Source organism: Gammaproteobacteria bacterium (assembly GCA_015709695.1).
Classification (GTDB): Bacteria; Pseudomonadota; Gammaproteobacteria; order Steroidobacterales.
In genome coordinates this window covers 2465686-2481625 of record CP054183.1, presented here as the reverse complement: position 1 = coordinate 2481625, position 15940 = coordinate 2465686, and the positions used below count along the sequence as shown (strand labels likewise).

General features: G+C 69.3%; 17 protein-coding genes. 5 read left to right on the top strand and 12 right to left on the bottom strand.

What is annotated here, in order from left to right:
- The first annotated feature begins 83 nt into the window (after positions 1-83).
- Positions 84-923, top strand: coding sequence for a 23S rRNA (adenine(2030)-N(6))-methyltransferase RlmJ (locus HRU81_11470; GenBank protein QOJ32683.1), 840 nt, complete (start codon positions 84-86; stop codon positions 921-923).
- A gap of 70 nt (positions 924-993) precedes the next feature.
- Here HRU81_11470 and HRU81_11465 read toward each other — a convergent pair whose 3' ends face one another.
- Genes HRU81_11465 through HRU81_11455 form a run of 3 tightly spaced genes read right to left on the bottom strand, consistent with a single transcriptional unit; the run spans position 994 to position 4184 of the window.
- Complete coding sequence (locus HRU81_11465; GenBank protein ID QOJ32682.1) at positions 994-1230, bottom strand: hypothetical protein; 237 nt, start codon at positions 1228-1230, stop codon at positions 994-996.
- Complete coding sequence (locus HRU81_11460; GenBank protein ID QOJ32681.1) at positions 1220-2005, bottom strand: nucleotidyltransferase family protein; 786 nt, start codon at positions 2003-2005, stop codon at positions 1220-1222. Before HRU81_11460 ends, HRU81_11465 begins: the two co-directional genes overlap by 11 nt.
- A complete protein-coding gene (locus tag HRU81_11455) occupies positions 1908-4184 on the bottom strand; it encodes a TonB-dependent receptor (protein ID QOJ32680.1) in 2277 nt (758 codons plus the stop codon). Before HRU81_11455 ends, HRU81_11460 begins: the two co-directional genes overlap by 98 nt.
- Positions 4185-4362: 178 nt before the next feature.
- On the opposite strand from HRU81_11455, the gene HRU81_11450 reads away from it, so the two are divergent.
- A complete protein-coding gene (locus tag HRU81_11450) occupies positions 4363-5271 on the top strand; it encodes a VOC family protein (GenBank protein QOJ32679.1) in 909 nt (302 codons plus the stop codon).
- Positions 5272-5277: 6 nt separating this feature from the next.
- On the opposite strand, the gene HRU81_11445 is transcribed toward HRU81_11450, so the two are convergent.
- Positions 5278-6825 carry a multicopper oxidase domain-containing protein gene (locus HRU81_11445; protein QOJ32678.1) on the bottom strand — a complete coding sequence of 516 codons (1548 nt, stop codon included), beginning with the start codon at positions 6823-6825 and terminating at the stop codon, positions 5278-5280.
- Positions 6826-7050: 225 nt separating this feature from the next.
- Here HRU81_11445 and HRU81_11440 point away from each other — a divergent pair, with 225 nt between their 5' ends.
- The 3 genes from HRU81_11440 to HRU81_11430 are packed head-to-tail and all read left to right on the top strand — an operon-like array spanning position 7051 to position 9158.
- Positions 7051-7320, top strand: a complete 270-nt coding sequence (locus tag HRU81_11440) for a hypothetical protein (protein QOJ32677.1) — start codon at positions 7051-7053, stop codon at positions 7318-7320.
- Positions 7321-7362: 42 nt separating this feature from the next.
- Positions 7363-8406, top strand: coding sequence for an LLM class flavin-dependent oxidoreductase (locus HRU81_11435; protein QOJ32676.1), 1044 nt, complete (start codon positions 7363-7365; stop codon positions 8404-8406).
- On the top strand, positions 8403-9158 hold the full coding sequence (locus tag HRU81_11430) for a hypothetical protein (protein ID QOJ32675.1): 756 nt from the start codon (positions 8403-8405) through the stop codon (positions 9156-9158). Before HRU81_11435 ends, HRU81_11430 begins: the two co-directional genes overlap by 4 nt.
- Positions 9159-9173: 15 nt before the next feature.
- Here HRU81_11430 and HRU81_11425 read toward each other — a convergent pair whose 3' ends face one another.
- The 8 genes from HRU81_11425 to HRU81_11390 form a co-directional block, all read right to left on the bottom strand.
- On the bottom strand, positions 9174-10040 hold the full coding sequence (locus tag HRU81_11425; GenBank protein QOJ32674.1) for a MerR family transcriptional regulator: 867 nt from the start codon (positions 10038-10040) through the stop codon (positions 9174-9176).
- A gap of 78 nt (positions 10041-10118) precedes the next feature.
- Complete coding sequence (locus HRU81_11420) at positions 10119-11528, bottom strand: phenylacetate--CoA ligase family protein (GenBank protein ID QOJ32673.1); 1410 nt, start codon at positions 11526-11528, stop codon at positions 10119-10121.
- A 19-nt stretch (positions 11529-11547) separates the two neighbouring features.
- Positions 11548-12522, bottom strand: a complete 975-nt coding sequence (gene fbp, locus HRU81_11415) for a class 1 fructose-bisphosphatase (GenBank protein ID QOJ33382.1) — start codon at positions 12520-12522, stop codon at positions 11548-11550.
- A 100-nt stretch (positions 12523-12622) separates the two neighbouring features.
- Positions 12623-13780 carry a hypothetical protein gene (locus HRU81_11410; GenBank protein QOJ32672.1) on the bottom strand — a complete coding sequence of 386 codons (1158 nt, stop codon included), beginning with the start codon at positions 13778-13780 and terminating at the stop codon, positions 12623-12625.
- Positions 13781-13834: 54 nt separating this feature from the next.
- A complete protein-coding gene (locus HRU81_11405) occupies positions 13835-14497 on the bottom strand; it encodes a hypothetical protein (protein QOJ32671.1) in 663 nt (220 codons plus the stop codon).
- A gap of 4 nt (positions 14498-14501) precedes the next feature.
- A complete protein-coding gene (locus HRU81_11400; protein ID QOJ32670.1) occupies positions 14502-14816 on the bottom strand; it encodes a YciI family protein in 315 nt (104 codons plus the stop codon).
- Positions 14817-14822: 6 nt separating this feature from the next.
- Positions 14823-15254, bottom strand: coding sequence for a peptide-methionine (R)-S-oxide reductase MsrB (msrB, locus tag HRU81_11395; protein ID QOJ32669.1), 432 nt, complete (start codon positions 15252-15254; stop codon positions 14823-14825).
- Between the two features lie 20 nt (positions 15255-15274).
- Positions 15275-15928, bottom strand: coding sequence for a DsbA family oxidoreductase (locus HRU81_11390; GenBank protein QOJ32668.1), 654 nt, complete (start codon positions 15926-15928; stop codon positions 15275-15277).
- Between the last annotated feature and the right edge of the window lie 12 nt (positions 15929-15940).

The window sequence follows — 15940 nt, the reverse complement described above, 5'->3', positions numbered from 1 at the left end:
CGGTGCCCGGTCGTGATCTGGCGGGGCGGTATTATCCCCGAATTCCGTATTGCCGCCCGCATGCTGATAACCTGCGCAGCGCCATGCTCAGCTACCAGCACGAATACCATGCCGGCAACCACGCCGACGTGCTCAAGCACGCCGTCCTGGCGCTGGTGCTGCGCGCCCTGCTGCGCAAGGAGAAGCCACTGCGGGTGCTCGACGCCCATGCGGGATCGGGGCTCTACGACCTCGGCAGCCGCGAGGCACGCCGGAATGCGGAGTTCGAAGGCGGCATCGGCCGGGTGCTGGCGGCGGGCGATGCCCCGGCGGAGATCGCCCCCTGCCTCGAGGCCGTACGCGGCTGCAATGGCGGCAGCGCCCTGCGGCGCTATCCCGGCTCACCCTGGCTCGCCCGCTCGCTGCTGCGGCCCGCCGATCACCTGGTGCTCATGGAGCTGCACCCGCAGGCGCTGGCAGCGCTGCACCGCCTGTTTGGCCATGACCCGCAGGTGCACCTGCACGCGCGCGACTGCTTCGAGGGCCTGCCGGCACTGCTGCCGCCACCCGAGCGCCGCGGCCTGGTGCTGATCGATCCCGCCTACGAGGACAAGGACGACTACCGCCGGGTGGTGGAGCTGCTGGCGGCCTGCCATCGGCGCTGGGCGACGGGCGTCTACCTGCTCTGGTACCCGCTGTTGCGCCATCGCCCGGGCGCGCGCCTTCCCGCCCGCATTGCCGCCCTGGGGCTGCGGCGTGTCTACCAGGTCGCCGTCGAGGTGGAGGGCGAGGGACACGACGGCCTGCGCGGTTCCGGCGTGGTGGCCGTGAACCTGCCCTGGGGAGTCGATGCGGAGATCGCCGCGCTGGCACCCTGGCTGTGGCGCACGCTGTCGATCCAGGGCCGTGGCCGCTGGAGCGCGGGCTGGCTGGTGCCGGAATAGGCCGGCAAAAAAGCGCCCGGGGAGCGAACTCCGGGCGGCTGCATCGATCCCGGCACGGACTTCGGGAACGCTATCCGCTCCTCCCTCTCGCAGAGTGGTCGGCTGGATGCCGAGCCTCACCCCCGCGGATCCCTGATTCCTTGAAGCGGCCCTCGACCCTCATCTGCCGAAAATGCCGAACGACGTCCGCCATGCCCTGAACGGCTTCCAGCCTGGCGCGCAGGCTCAGCGAGCGAAAATGGCGCAGCTGCGAGATGTTGTGCTCATGCCAGGCGGTGGCGGCATCCGGCGGGTTCTCATTCGCCATGATCGGGTTCCTGCTGCAACAGTCTCAGTTGCCTGACATCTTCCAGGTCCTTGGGCCGGCCGGCCATGGCCTTCATCTGAACCAGGGTCTCCAGGCACACGAAACGCACTGGCAGACCCGGCAGAATCTCGCCGACGAGAGCGGCGTCGTACTCCGAATCGAAGTCGAAAGGTTCGGACACGAACAGGTCGATCCGCGTTTCGGGGTGCTTGTCGCTGTGCATCTGGAAGACGACCATGTTCTTGTCGCGGATCCAGGCATCGCGGCTCTCGGCATCGGCGAATTGTCGCGTCTGGACCGGCAGCGTCGGGCGATAGCCCAGCGACTCCAGCGCCTGCATGGCCCGGCGCAGGTTATCGGGTTGCAATTGCACCACCAGGTCGAGATCGAACGTGACACGGCCGTAGCCGTGTGCGGCGACCGCCAGTCCGCCGACGATCAGGTAGCGGGCCCCGGCATCGCGCAGGGCGACGGCAATCGCCTCCAGGCTCGCCAGCTTCATGGAGACTCGAGGGTCGATCGAAGCATGACGTGATGATACCGCACCACGCCATGCCGGGATGTCGCCCGGTAGCGTCAATGGTAATGACGGCACCGACGCGGGCTGGCTGGTGCCATGGTAGCCAGGTGAAAAAACGCCCGGGGATCGCTCCCCGGGCGTATCGAGGCCAATCCCGTTACATCCGGTACGTGACCTGCAGCAGCCACTCGCGCGGCGGCATGGTGATGAAGCCGCCGAGACCGCCGCCACCGGGCGGGGCGATGATGGTGCCATCGGGCAGGCGCGCCAAGGTGGTCTTGCGGCTGCCCGAGGTGATCTCGTCTGAGTCGGCGATGTTCTTGACGTCGAGGCGCACACCCCAGTGCTCGTCGATGTCCAGTGCCAGGTAGCCGTTGAGCCGGTCGTATTCGCTGGCCTGGAAATCGTTGGTGGCGCTGGTGATGTAGTCGTCGGTGTTGAACCAGTCCATGCCGACGCGGAACTTGCTGCCGGAGCGGAGGAAGTCCAGCGGCAGGCCGTAGTCGAAGCCGAGCGTGTAGGCGTAGCTCGGCACCTGCGGCACCCGCGGATGCACCTGGAACTTGTAGACCGCCTGGGATGGTGCGGCCATCGGGTCCAGCGTGCCGTAGGAGCCGTGCTGGAACACCGCGTTCCAGTACACCGTCAGGTTCTCGGTGGGCGCCATGGTGAGGTCGAGTTCCAGGCCGTGGACCTGGGCATCGCCGACATTGTCCACCGGGAACGACAGGCCGACCGTGGCATTGGCGGTCAGGTCGTCGATGTCCGCCCAGAAGTACGCCATGTTCAGGCGCACCCGCCGGTCCAGCGCATCGAGCTTGATGCCGCCCTCGTAGGTCCAGTTCTCCTCGGGACCGTAGCTCTGCTTGGCGACGTTGGCATTGAGTATGGCGATGCCGTTGTAGCCGCCGGACTTGAAGCCCCTCGCGGCGGAGACATAGGCCATGAGGCTGTCGACTTCACCGAAGGGTTCGAAGGTGTAGTCGAGCGCGAAGCGTGGCGTGAATTCCGACCACTCGTCCTTCAGGTGCGCGCCGTCCGTCAGCGGGGTGACCGGCGGCAACAGCCCCTGGAACGCCATGTCGAACTTCTTCTCGTCCCGTACCCAGCGCGCGCCCACCGTGGCCTTGAGGGCATCGGTGATCAGGTAGTCGGCCTGGCCGAACACCGAGTACGAATCGGTGTCGATGTCGAGCTGGCTGCTGGACGCCGCAGGGCCGAGGGCGGACAGGGCCCAGCCGAAGTCCTGGTCGCCCTGCTCGTTGAGGTAATACAGGCCGAGCAGGTAGTTGAGGCGGTCGCCCATGGCCTTGCCGAAGAGATGGAACTCCTGGGTCCACTGGTCCACGTCCGCCGTCGAGGCGCCGGTGATGCCGCCCCGGCCGCTGAAGTCCGTGCTGAAGAAGTCATCGGTATTCACGTAGGCGGTGATGGACCGCAGCGTGATGCCACCGAAGTCGTACGACAGGTTCAGCGAGGCGATGGTCTGCTTCGTCTCGCCCTCGGGGTCGCTCGCGATCGGCGGCGGCTTCGGCGAGGGATTGGTCGGCGTGGCAACGTTGTAGTAGCCGTAGGTCGGCACCAGGTCGTCGGAGGTGTACTGGTTGACGTCCGACACGCCGGGGGTGGTGGCGTTCACCAGCTGCAGCGAGTCGTGCTTGCTCTCGAGGAACGAGGCCGAGAGGACCACGTCGAGATTGTCGATGCCGGTGTAGCGCAGCTTGCCGCGGACGGCGTTGTTCCGCTGCTCGTCGGTCTCCTCGTGGGTGACGACGTTGTCGAACTCGCCCTTCTTGTAGCTGTGCAGGCCGGCGATGGAGCCGGCCCAGTCATCGTTCAAGGCGCCACCGGCCGAGGCCTTCAGCACGTTCTGCTCGTGATTGCCCAGTCCGATGCTGGCATCGAACCAGCTCGAGTCCTGGCCCGGCGTGCGCGTGATGAACTTGAGGGCGCCCGCCAGCGTGTTGCGGCCGTAGAGCGTGCCCTGCGGCCCGCGCAGCACCTCGATCCGCTCGACGTCGTTCAGCGCGATGTTGTTGCCGTTCAGGCGCCCGATGTAGACATCGTCGATATACATGCCGAAGGGCGATTCGGCGACGATGATCGAGGCATCCTGCTGCAGGGAGCCGCGCAGGGACGGCGACAGGTTGGTCGGCGAGGCGATGTTGTTGGTCATCTTCAGGCTGGGCACCACCGACTGCAGATCCTGGTTGTCGGTGATCTGCCGGTTCTCCAGCGCGCGGGCATCGAAGGCGCTGACCGCCACCGGCACCGCCTGCAGGTTTTCCTCGCGGCGCTGGGTGGTGACGATGATCTCGGGAATGCCCGACTGGTCCTCGGCGGCAGCCAGCGCCGGGGCCAGGCCCGCGCCGATGCCGATGGCCAGCAGGCACGCGCGGCTGGCGCGTGACGGGACGAAAGACAACACATGCATGACGAAGCCCCCCCTGTGGTGATGGAATGGCCGGTCCGCTGGCTGCTCCCGTGCCAGGGCCCGGCAAGCCGTACCCGGACGGCCAGTCGGACTGGCGCCCGTTGCGAAATATATACGCCGAAGGTGCAGCCGCCGCCAGAGTGTTTGGTTTTATGATGCGGCCAGGGGGGACAGGACCATGTTGAAGAGCATCGCGATCGTCACGCTGGTGGTGCGCAGCCTCGCCGCGGTGGAGCCGGCCTGGCAGCAGGGGCTGCACTACACCACGGCCGTGCGCGGCGAGGTCTCCGGCGAACTCGCCCAGGCCTGGGATACCGCGGCCATGCGTGGCCAGCCCTACGTGCTGATGCGTCCGGCCAGCGGCGCCAGCGTCTTCGTGCGCATCATCGAGGCCCCGGCGGGCACGGTGGTGCCCGAGCCATTGCTCACCCATGGCTGGAATGCGACCGAACTGCTGGTCATGGATCCGGATGCGCTGGCGAAGAGCATCCCGGCTGCCGGATTCCGCATGGTGGGGCCGCCGGCCAACCTCGGTGCCGGCGAGCGCGCGCCGCGTGCGATGCAAGCCGTCGGACCAGGCGATGAACTGCTCTACCTCACGCGCATCATCCCGGGCGGCACACAGTACGACCTCGGCACGGCACAGAGCCCGGTGGATCGCGTGTTCATCACCGTGGTAGGCGGTGCCAGCATGGAGGAGCTGCGCGCCTTCTACGGCGATGCGCTCGGCCTGCAGGTCGGCGAGACCATGCAGTGGGCCATCGGCGTGCTCGGCCGCGCGCACGGCCTGCCGGCAGGCACGAAGTTCCCGCTGGCGGTCGCCAGCCTGCCGAAGAACTTCCTCGTCGAGCTCGACGACTATCCCGACAGCGCCCGGCCGCGCCCCCGCGCGGCGGGCGCCCTGCCCGGAGGACTGGCCATGGTGTCGTTCACCGGTGACAGCCTGGCGGCGATCCCGGCGCGCTGGCGCCGGCGCCCGGCGGTGATCTGGGAGTTCCCCTACGACGGGCGCAGGATGGCGGCCACCATCGGCCCGGCCGGGGAATGGATCGAGGTCCTCGAGACGCCTGCGCCCCGGCAGCGGTGAGCCGGCTCAGTGCACATCGAACATCCCTTCCGCGCCGAGCATCATGTTCCTCATGTTGTGGTCCATGAAGGGATACATGCCCGGCTCGGTGAAGCGGATGTCGAAGGTGCTGCCCTGGCCGGGACCGACCGAGTAGGCCGACACGTTGGTCAGCACGTGCTGCATGTCGCCGTGCGGATAGACACGATCGAAGATGCCGCCGATGACATGGAAGGAGCTCCAGCGATTGGGACCGGCGTTGACGAGGTGGATGCGTACCGTCTCGCCCACCTTCACGGGCAGCGGGTTATCGCGGTACTGGAAGGCGATGCCGTTGAACACCACGAGGTCCGCCTGGTCGGTCACCATCTTCCTGTAGTCGGCCATCATGCTCGAGCCGCTGACATGCTGCGTGTACCACTCGCTCTGCACCAGCACGTACTCGGCGTCCACCTTGGGCAGCGGCTCGATGGGGTCGATGATGATGGCGCCGTACATGCCGTTGGCCATGTGCAGCAGCACCGGGTTGGTGCTGCAGTGGTAGAGGAAGGCACCGGGCACCTCGGCCCTGAAGGAGAACTCCACCGTCTCGCCGTATCGGGCACTGGCAAAGGCGCGGGTGGGGGAGATCCTCGCCGAGTGGAGATCGATCGAGTGCGGCATCAGGGGGTCGCGGTTGGTGAAGCGGATCTTCACCGTCTGCCCCTGTCGGACGTGGATGACGGGCCCCGGTGTCGTGTCGTTGAAGGTGTTGCCGTTGTAGCTCACCCCGCTCGCTATGCGGATCCTGCTGACCAGCGCCTCGAGGTGGATCTCCACCGTGTCGCCCTCGCCCGCCAGCGGTGGCAGCGCAACGGGCCTGGGATCGGCCACCAGCCCGTGGTCGCCGACCTGGAACGGGCTCGGGGATTCGGGGTGCCCGAGGTGCAGCGAGTTGGCGACGCCGCTGATCAGCACCGCGAAGACCGCCGCCAGCAGCCAGGTGAGTGAGCGCTGGGCGAAGCCCGGCCGCCCGACTCCGGGGGAGGCTGCCGCATCCTGCCGCGGCCCGAAGCCGCAGAACCAGCGCCAGCCGCGCCACTGCCCGAGGATCAGGTCATCGATGCCCGGCCACTGCGGGATGGCGAGCCGGTCCGCATGCATCAGCACCATGAACAGCAGGAAGTAGATCAGCACCGAGCTCAGGCCGAAGGCGCTGAACGAATGGGGCAGCAGGAACCCGTCGGCCAGCGGCCACAGCGGGATGCTCAGCACGATCGCCAGGATGTAGACGGTGCGCCGGGCGAAGCCCAGCAGCAGACAGAGCGCGACGAGCGTGGCCGCCAGCCGACCGAAACCGGCGAAGAAATCCGCCGCGATCGACATGATGCCGACCCACATGCCGAACCAGGGCATCAGCATGCCCGGCTGGCTGCTCAGGGCCACGTCATGATAGTGGTGCAGATGGGAGTCGAAGCCCGGCGACCAGAAGCGGATCGCCATCCAGCCCCACAGCAGACCGAGCGCCAGGCGCAAGGCCGTGAAGACCACCGTCTTCCATGCCACAGTGCTCGAAGACCGCGATTCATTGCTCATCGTGGCGCCTTTCTGCTGGTCGTACTGGCGGGCGTCGGGACAACGGGAGATCACGCGGGGGAGATAAAGTGAGTATACGTTGCACCTTTCCCGCGGAACAGGCACCCCTGATCGGTGCCAGGCCGGGCTTTTCGGGCTTTTCGGGCTTTTCGATTCCGCCCGCCGCGGGCAAGGCCGGCTGATTTGCTACCATCGTCGCCATCATCGCCGGAGCGGGAGCCGATCATGAAACACGACAGACTGGCAAGACTCTTGGTGGCTTCGCTCGCCACGCTGACGCTCGTGGCGACAGTCGCCATGGCCGATCCGGCCAACCCGGCCAGTCGGGCTGCCTCGGCTGCCTCGCCGGGCGGCAAGCCGACCGTGCGCCAGGCGCGCGTCTCGGGAGGCGGCACGGTGACGCTGGTCAACTCCCGGTTCACGGCGACGCAGCTGTCGGCGCAGCGGCCGGGATACCGCGAGCTTCGCCCCAGGGTGCGCGGCAACGTCGAGTAAGCCGCCAGCCATCCGCTGCGGCAGGCGACACCGGCAAGCGCCATGACCGAGTTCGGCATCGTCATGGAGCCCTCGCCGGGCTACACCGCCGCGCTGGCCGCGGAGATCGAGGCCATGGGCTTCGACATCCTGCTCTGCCCGGACACCCAGTGCCTGGCGCCGGATCCCTGGGGCCAGCTCGGCCTGGCTTCGGCACGCACCGGGCGCCTTCGCCTCGGTACCGGCGTCACCAACCCGAACACACGCGACGCCTCGGTCACGGCCAGCGCGCTGGCCACGCTGCAACTGGAATCGGCGGCCCGCGCCGTCTGCGGCATCGGCCGCGGTGACTCCTCGGCGGCGCACATCGGCCGGCGCGGCGCCAGCACGGCGGAGCTGCGCCGCTACGTGGAGCAACTGCAGGCCTACCTGCGCGGCGAGGTGGTGATGCGCAACGGCACGCCGTCGCGGCTGCGCTGGCTGGAGGACGCCGGATTGCCGGCCGTGCCGATCGACGTGGCCTGCACCGGACCGGCCACGATCCGCATGGCGGCGGATGTCGCCGATCGCATCAGCTTCGCCGTAGGCAGCGCACCGGAGCGCATCGACTGGGCACTCGCCACTCTAAGCGCCCGGCTGGCCGAGACCGGCAGGGATCGCCGTTCCATCCGCGTCGGCGCCTACGTCAATCTCGTCTGCGATCCGGACCAGGGACGCGCCATCGAACTCGGGCGCATGATCTCGGGCATGGTCGCGCATTTCGCCGGCATGAAGCATTCGCCGCTCGAACACCTGCCGCCGCGCCTGCGACCGGTGGCCGAGGCCATGCAGGCCGGCTACGACATGGCCCGCCACGCACGCGACGACGGCAGTCACCTCGGGCTGATCGACGACGAGTTCGTCGACTGGTTCTCCATCTGCGGACCACCGGCGAAATGCGAGGCGCGCCTGGGCGCGCTGCTCGAACGCGGACTCGATCATGTCTACCTGCTCGGCGGCTCGCCGGTGCCCGCGCCACACGGCGCGCGCCAGGCGGCGATGGTGGAGCAGACACGGCTGTTTGCGGAAAGCGTGATGCCGCGTCTGCGCGCCCAGGAGGGATCATGACCCTGCTCAGGAGAATCCTGCTTGGCACGGCGGTGCTGCTGGTGGCAGCGCTTGCCGGACTCGAGGTCTATACCCGCGTGCCGGCCGGGTTCGCCGTGCCCGCGCTCGGCGCGCCGCCGGATGCAACCGGGCTGGTGATCCTCTTCCACGGCAGCCGCGGGCGCGAGGAGCCGACACTGATCGCGGTCGAGCAGCGCTTCAGGCAGCTCGCCACGCAGGCCCCGGGCACCGCGGTGATCCGCTACATCTGGTCGCCCTGGTCCGACAACCTGCTGCGGGCCCGCGCCGTGGGCCTGCATGTCGGCGCGGAACTCGGCCGCGAGGCCGCGCGCCTCGGTGGCCTGCGTTACATCCACCTTGTCGGCCACAGCGCCGGCGCCTACCCGATGGATGCCTTCTGCCGTGCCTATCGCGCGGCCGCGAAGCAGCCGGCGCGCATCGACATGACCTTCCTCGATCCGATCGGCATCGCCGGCCTGTTCGATGCCAGCTGGGGCGTGCGCCACCACGGCGCCTGCGCCGACCAGGCCGAGGCCTTCATCAACACCGACGATGGGGTGCGTGGCACCAACGAAGCCCTGCAACAGGCCTGGAGCATCGATGTGACGCATGCTGCCAGCCGTCGCGGCTATCGCTGGGGCGGGCATCGCTGGCCGGTGCAGTACTACCTCGACCAGCTCGGCCCCGCGGACCTCGACCCGGGCGCCGCGCAGCAGGCCGGCCGGCCGCGCGGCGGCATCGAGCAGCGCTGAACGACCGGGCGCCGGTCAGCGCCCGCGCAGGACCTTCTTCATTTCACGCGCCACGGCATCCGCCAGCGGTGCATCGTCCTGCGACAGCCCGCGCACAGAGAGGAACACGCGGCTGGTGATGGGAATCTCCGTCCACTGCTCGCTGGCGCCCGGTGCCAGGCGCCGGCCGCTCATGGCGGGGCGCAGTTCGAGCTCGCGCAGCAGCCGCCCCAGCTCCGCCATGATGTCGGCCGCCGTGGCGGGTGTCGTGGCTGCCGGTGAAGACGGCGTGGCCGGCGACGGCGGCGCCGCTTCCGTCGTCGCGGTCGTCGCCGCCGGAGACGTGGTGGCCGGCGGCGCCTCCGCGGAGGAGGCCGGCGCGCCGATGCGTTGGCGGATGCCTGCATCCGCGAGGCCGTAGCTGCGGCGCGGGCCGGAGGGACCGAGCAGGCCCGGTGCGGGGCGTGGTGGTGCCGCAGGTACTTCCGCCGTCTGCACGGCGACGCTGGCCGGCACGTCCGGGGGCGTCTGCGCCACGGCAGCGGGGGCTGCGGCAGCCGGCGGGGTGGCGGTGTCGCTGGCCAGACGCTCGAGCAGCGGTGCGAGATCCTCCATCGGCATGCCCCGCTCGACCAGCACGCCGACTTGGGCCGGCTCGAGCATGGCGAGCAGCGCGCCGATCTCCCGCAGCGTCACGGTACCGCAGCGGCCCTGGTCCTGGAGATCCTTGAAGCCGCGAATGAAGCGCAGCCGGAGCAGGGCGTCCTGCGAATAGCGGGTGTTGGGCCCGCGCCGTCCGGCGCGGGGTACGAGGCCCTGCTGCAGGTAGTAGACGATGGTCCGCCGGTCGAAGCCCGAAATCGCCTGCATTTCGGTAATGGAATAGGTACGCGCGGCCAACATGTTGATAACGTAGGCGCGTGTATAGAGTGTGTCAAGACATGATCATTAGTGAACTGTCTATAAACTGGCAAGACGTGGTCATACTGGAGCGGAGTCCTGGTCCGCGCTCCCGGGGGGGCGGGCCCCGGCCGCTGCCAGCAGCGAGAGGAACTCCTCGAATTTCCCGGTCGGCCCGCGGGGGATGGCCGGCACCGGGCAGATGAGCACCTCGTAGGGATGGCCGAGCAGGCTGCAGGTGAGGTCGCGCAGCCTGGCCTCGTCGGCCGCGTCGAGCGCCCGCCCGAGGACCAGCCGCAGTTCGATGGTGCCGGGCGCGGTCTGCACGTACTGGAACTGGCGGATGCCGGGCACCTCGCGGATCCTCGCCAGCGCCGAGGGCCAGAAGCGTCGCCCGTCGGGCGCCAGCGCGAGGTTGCGCACGCGACCGAGCACCCTGTCGAGCACCGGATGCGCCCGCCCGCAGGGGCAGGGCTCGCCGAATCGCGCGAAGTCGCCGATGTCGTAGCGGATCAGCGGCATGGCGAGGTTGTGCAGTGAAGTGAGCACCACGCGGCCCATCCCGCCCGGGGCGCAGGCACGCGCGGCGTCGTCGAGTATCTCGACCAGGATCGCTTCCGATTGCACGTGCAGGCGGTTCTCCTGGCAGCGGAAGGCGATGTTGCCCACCTCGTTGGCCGAGTAGACATCGGCAACGCGCACGCCCCAGTCATTCACGAGGCGCGCCTCGAGACCGGCGTCCAGCGGCTCGGACATCATGCGCACTTCTTCCAGCGCGGGCGGGCGCCCGCCCGGACCCAGTTCGTCGAGCAACGCGGCCACCAGGCTCGGGTAGGAGAGCAGGTAATGCGGGTCGAAGCGGCGCAGCCAGGCGATGTGCTCGTCCAGCGGGAAACCGATATGGATCACCGAGGCCTTTCCAGTGCGCCACAGGCTGCCCGCGGGCGGGCCCCAGTCCGGCTGGCTGCTGCCTCCTGGCACGGCCTGCGCCCGCATCAGGCTGCGGATGATGCCCAGGCGCTTGCCGAAGTCGCGCTGGCGCCAGAGGTGCTCGCGCACGGTGAGCGCGTCCCAGGCGAGGCGGGTCAGCGCCGTGGTCTTCACCTCGACGGGAATGCCGACCGAGCCGGAAGTCCGCGTGACGCCGAGTGGCAGCTGTGCGGCAGGCAGGCTGCGTGCGGCGAGCCGGGTGGCGTGATCGCGCAGCTCGGCCTTGCCGAGCAGCGGCACTGCAGACCAGAGTTCCTGGAATTCTCCGCTCCCGCTATCGATGGCTGCGAGCAGGGGCCGGATCCAGGCCGCGCCTTCGTACCAGGGGACATGCCGGGCGGCCGAGCGCAGCAGCTGCGCGAGCTGCCGGCGCTGGCCGGCGGCCAGCGCGGCGGTGTCCAGGTGTTGCGAGGTTCCCAGGCCTTCCACGGCCTGGCGCAGCGTCGCGCCTTTCGCGACGAGGAACTCGGGCCAGGGGCCGGTGCTGTCGTCCGCGGCCATGGCCGTCGCGCCGCCGGCCTCAGAGGTGGCCGATGACCTGGTCGACCTCGCCGGGGCTGCCGATGATCACCGCGGTGCGCTGGTGGATGCCGGCAGGCTGCTCGTCGAGGATGCGTTGCCCGGGCCCGCTCAGCGCCTTGCCGCCCGCCTGTTCCACCAGCATGGCCATGGGATTGGCCTCGTACATCAAGCGCAGCTTTCCCTTGGGCGCCTTGGTGGTCGGCGGATAAAGAAACACGCCGCCCTTGAGCAGGATGCGGTGCACGTCGGCAACCATCGCGCCCGCGTAGCGGCTGGAGTAGCCGTTGCGCTGCGCGTGGTCGAGGTAGGCCTGGTAGCCGGCCGGGAAGGCGAGCCGGTTGCCTTCGTTGACGGAGTAGCTCTTCGCGGTGGCGGGAATGCGCAGGCCCTGCTCGACACGCACGAAGGCACCGATGGCGGGGTCGAGCACGAACATGTCGACGCCCGTGCCGATGGTGAGCGTGAATATCGTCGAGGGCCCGTAGAGGATGTAGCCCGCCGCCACCTGCTGCCGCCCCGGCTGCAGCAGCGAGTCCTCGGCCCGGCTGGCGCGCCGGTCGTGGCGCAGGATGCTGAAGATGGTGCCCACCGATCCGCAGACATCGAGGTTGGACGAGCCGTCCAGCGGATCGAAGAGCACGCAGTACTTGCGCTCGCCTTCCGCGGCGCTGCGCAGGATCACCGGCTCCTCGTTCTCCTCCGAGGCGACGATCGCCACGCCCTCGCGCCCGCCGAGCGTGCGCAGCAGGATCTCGTTGGCGATGACATCGAGCTTCTGCTGCTGCTCACCCTGCACGTTGCCGGTGCCGACCGCGCCGAGCACGTCGGATAGCCGGGCGCGACGCACCTGGGCGGCGATCATCTTCGCCGATATCGACAACGCCGAGAGGATCCAGGACAGGGTTCCGGTCGCCTCGGGATGGCGTGACTGCTGGGCGAGGATGTGGCCCTGCAGGGTGACGATATCGCCTATGACGGGCGCCTGGCCCGGGCTGCTGGACATGGCTTGCTCACGATCGCCGGAGAAACGGGTCGCCTAGCTTGCCATGCCGCCGGCAGCTGCGCGAGGCCGCTCAGCGCCAGCGGTCCTCGGCATCCAGGAAGCGCTTGGCGTCCTTCAGGTCCTTCGGCAGGTACTTACTGAACAGCCCCGGCGCCTGGCGCGGCTGGTAGGCGGCGAAGGCCGCCGCATACAGCGCGAGGTGCACGTCCGGGATGCTGTGCGTGGCGCGGTACTGGGCCATGGGCAGCCTGGCGATGACATCCTGCTCGAACTTCGAGCCCGCGCTCGCCAGCGCCTCGCCGCGCGGGCCGTAGATGGCCGTGCCGCCGGAGCGGCCGTTGGCATCGTCCATGAAGTGCGGGTTGTCGGGCGAGACCGCGTTGTTGACGATCACCGAGAACACGCGGTTGTAGCGCGACACCATCTGGATATCCTCGGCCTCGAAGCCGCCGGAGGCGGTGCGCAGCAGCAGCTCCGCGCCCTTCAGCGCCATGACGCGGAAGATCTCCGGCTCGAGCTGCGTGGAGGAGGTGGCGAGGTTGCCGATGTCGGTGCGGTGCACCGGCACCAGCGCATCGACACCGTACATTTCCACGAAGCGGTCGAGCACGTTGTACACCGTGGTGGTGACCAGCTCGAAGTCCGGGAACACGCCGACGATGTTGCGCGCCTTCCAGTCACGCGCCACCAGCTTGCCGTCCGGGCCGATGATGGAGGTGATGGACAGCACGTGGCCGGGCCAGTCGCGGTCGCGGGCGTAGGCGCCGAACTGGATGTAGCAGCCGTATTCCTTTGCCTTGGCGCCCAGCGCCTCGGTCTCCTCGCCGGGCAGGTCGATGGACAACCGCTCGAGTTCCGCGCGGTCCCAGGGATCCCAGCCCTGCAGCGGAAACTCGTGGAAGCAGAGCAGGTCCTTGCGGCCGCCGTAGTACTGGGTCTTGTCGATGAGTTCGATCATGTGCGCGAGGTTCTCGCGGATGCCCCTGGCCGGCGCCTTGCCGTCCACCGCCCGGATCCGCGACTGCACCGCGGAGACCACCACGCTGTCCCGGCGCAGCGGCACCCGTTCGTACTTGCGGCCGTTGGCCGGCACCGAGACTGCTCCGCGTGCGCCGGCTGCGGCATTTCCTGCGGTGGCGGCGGCCGTCGCGGTGCTGGCGGCACCGGCGGCGCCGGCCGCTGCGGCGGCGAGGAAGAGGCGGCGGGAAAGCGGGTTGTCGTTGGTCATGGATGCTGTCCTTCGTGGTCGGTGGTGAATGCTGTTTCGTCGGGGTCCCTGCAGTCAGGCAGGCTTGAAGAGGCTGAGCGCCACCACGCCGGCGATGCCGGTCCAGAGCAGCACGAGGATGGCGGTGGCGCGTATGCAGGTGGCGCGCACGCGCTGCTCGGTATGCGGTGTGGAGCCCGCGGTGGCGAGGTTCTGCCACGCGGCGAAGAAGGCCATCAGCGCGTAGCGGATGCCGAGGCCGCAGGCGACGACGAGCGCCAGCAGGGCGAACTTCCACGCGAGCCAGCGCGGAAGGGACGCGCCTCCCCACGTGGTGGCGAGGGCGACGCCGGCGAGCGCCACGATCGCCAGGTAACGCAGGGCGCGGTCGATGCCGGCGAGCCGCTGGCCAGCCGGCCGCCGGCGCAGGCGGTGGGTCGCCTCGACCAGCGCGAGCCACGCCGCCGCGCCGCCCGCCGCGGCCCAGGCCGTGGCGGTGCCGCCCGGGGCGTAGCCGAGGAGCGCGAGCAGCGCGGTGCCCAGCCCCGCCTGCAGCACCAGCGCGTAGCGCACGTGCTGATCGACGTCCATCACGTGGTCCATGAGCCGGTCGCGCTCGGTGAACGCCGACCCGGCGGAGAACGCGACGTAGCGATAGGTGCTGTTGATGACCAGTTCGGCGCCGAGCCAGTAGCCGACCACGATGATGTGGGCGAGGAGCAGGGCGGGGACCAGCACGGCATCAGCCTGGCGCGCCGGCCGGGGCGTCGCGCCAGGCATTGACGAGGTCACGGAACGCGTGCACCTGCACGTCCTCCCACAGGCCCGCACGGAAATAGGGATCCTCCTCGACCATGTGGCGCACCGTGGCGGCATCGGTGGCCTCCACCAGCAGCAGCCCGCCCCCGGGCTTGCCGTCCGCGTCGCGCAGCCAGGGGCCCGCGAGGCGGATCGCGCCCAGATGCCGGCCGACGTGCGCCATGTGCTCGGCGAGCAGGCTGCTGCGGATCCCGGCGTTGTCCGGCACGTCGCGCAGGATGACGAGGAAGATTGCCATGCGCGCTCAGTCCCTCAGCGGCGGCAACGGCTGTCCCTCGGGCACGAACAGCAGCGACACGCCGTTGTTGCAGTAGCGCTGGCCGGTCGGCGCGGGGCCGTCGTTGAACACATGGCCCTGGTGGCCGCCGCAACGGGTGCAGTGGTACTCGGTGCGCGGCACGCCGAGCTTGAAATCGGTGCTGGTGGTGATGCGGGTGGGATCGATGGGCTGGAAGAAGCTGGGCCAGCCGGTGCCGCTGTCGAACTTTGCATCGGCCGCGAACAGCGGCAGGTGGCAGGCGGCGCAGATGAACGTGCCCTTGCCTTTGACCTCGTTGAGCGGGCTCGACCAGGGTGCCTCGGTGCCATCCTGGAACAGCACGCGGAACCGGGCCGGCTCGAGGATGCGTTGCCACTCGGCCTGTGGCTTGCTGACAGGCGTGAACGTTTCGCTCATGCAGGCCTCCCTGGCGGGCCTCAGTGCGCCGCCTCGCTGCGGGTGATCTCCTCCAGCACCTCGATGATGGCCTCCGGGGGCTGGGCCCCGGAGAGGGCGTGGCGGCCATCGAAGATGAAAAACGGTACGCCGCTGACCCCGGCCTGGCGCGCCTGGCCGATCAGGCCGCGCACGGTGTCCTCGTCGGTGCCGTCGCGCAGTGCGGTGAGCACCTCGGCGGCATTCATGCCGACCTCGCTGGCGATGCCGGCCAGCACCACCGGGTTGCCGATGTCCTCGCCGCGCACATGGTGCGCGTGGAAGAGCTTCTCGGCCAGCAGGTTCTGGTCGATGCCGGCGGAGCGCGACGCCCAGTACATCAGCACGTGGGCCGAGAGCGTGTTGGGCGCGCGGGCACCCGGCGGCATGTCGAAGGCGATGCCCTCGGCGGCGCCGAGCGTCTGCATCTTCTCGCGGATCTGCACGGCGCGTTCGGCGCCGAAGATGCTGGCGTGGTGCTCGGCCCGGTCGCGGCCTTCGCGCGGCATGTCGGGGCTGAGCTGGTACGGGAACCAGGTGACCTCCACCGCGAGGTCCGGGCGTCCGGCCAGTGCCTTCTCCAGTCGTCGCTTGCCGATGTAGCACCAGGGGCAGACGATGTCGGAGACGATCTGGATGGGAATGGGCCGGGTCATCGCGGTCTTCCT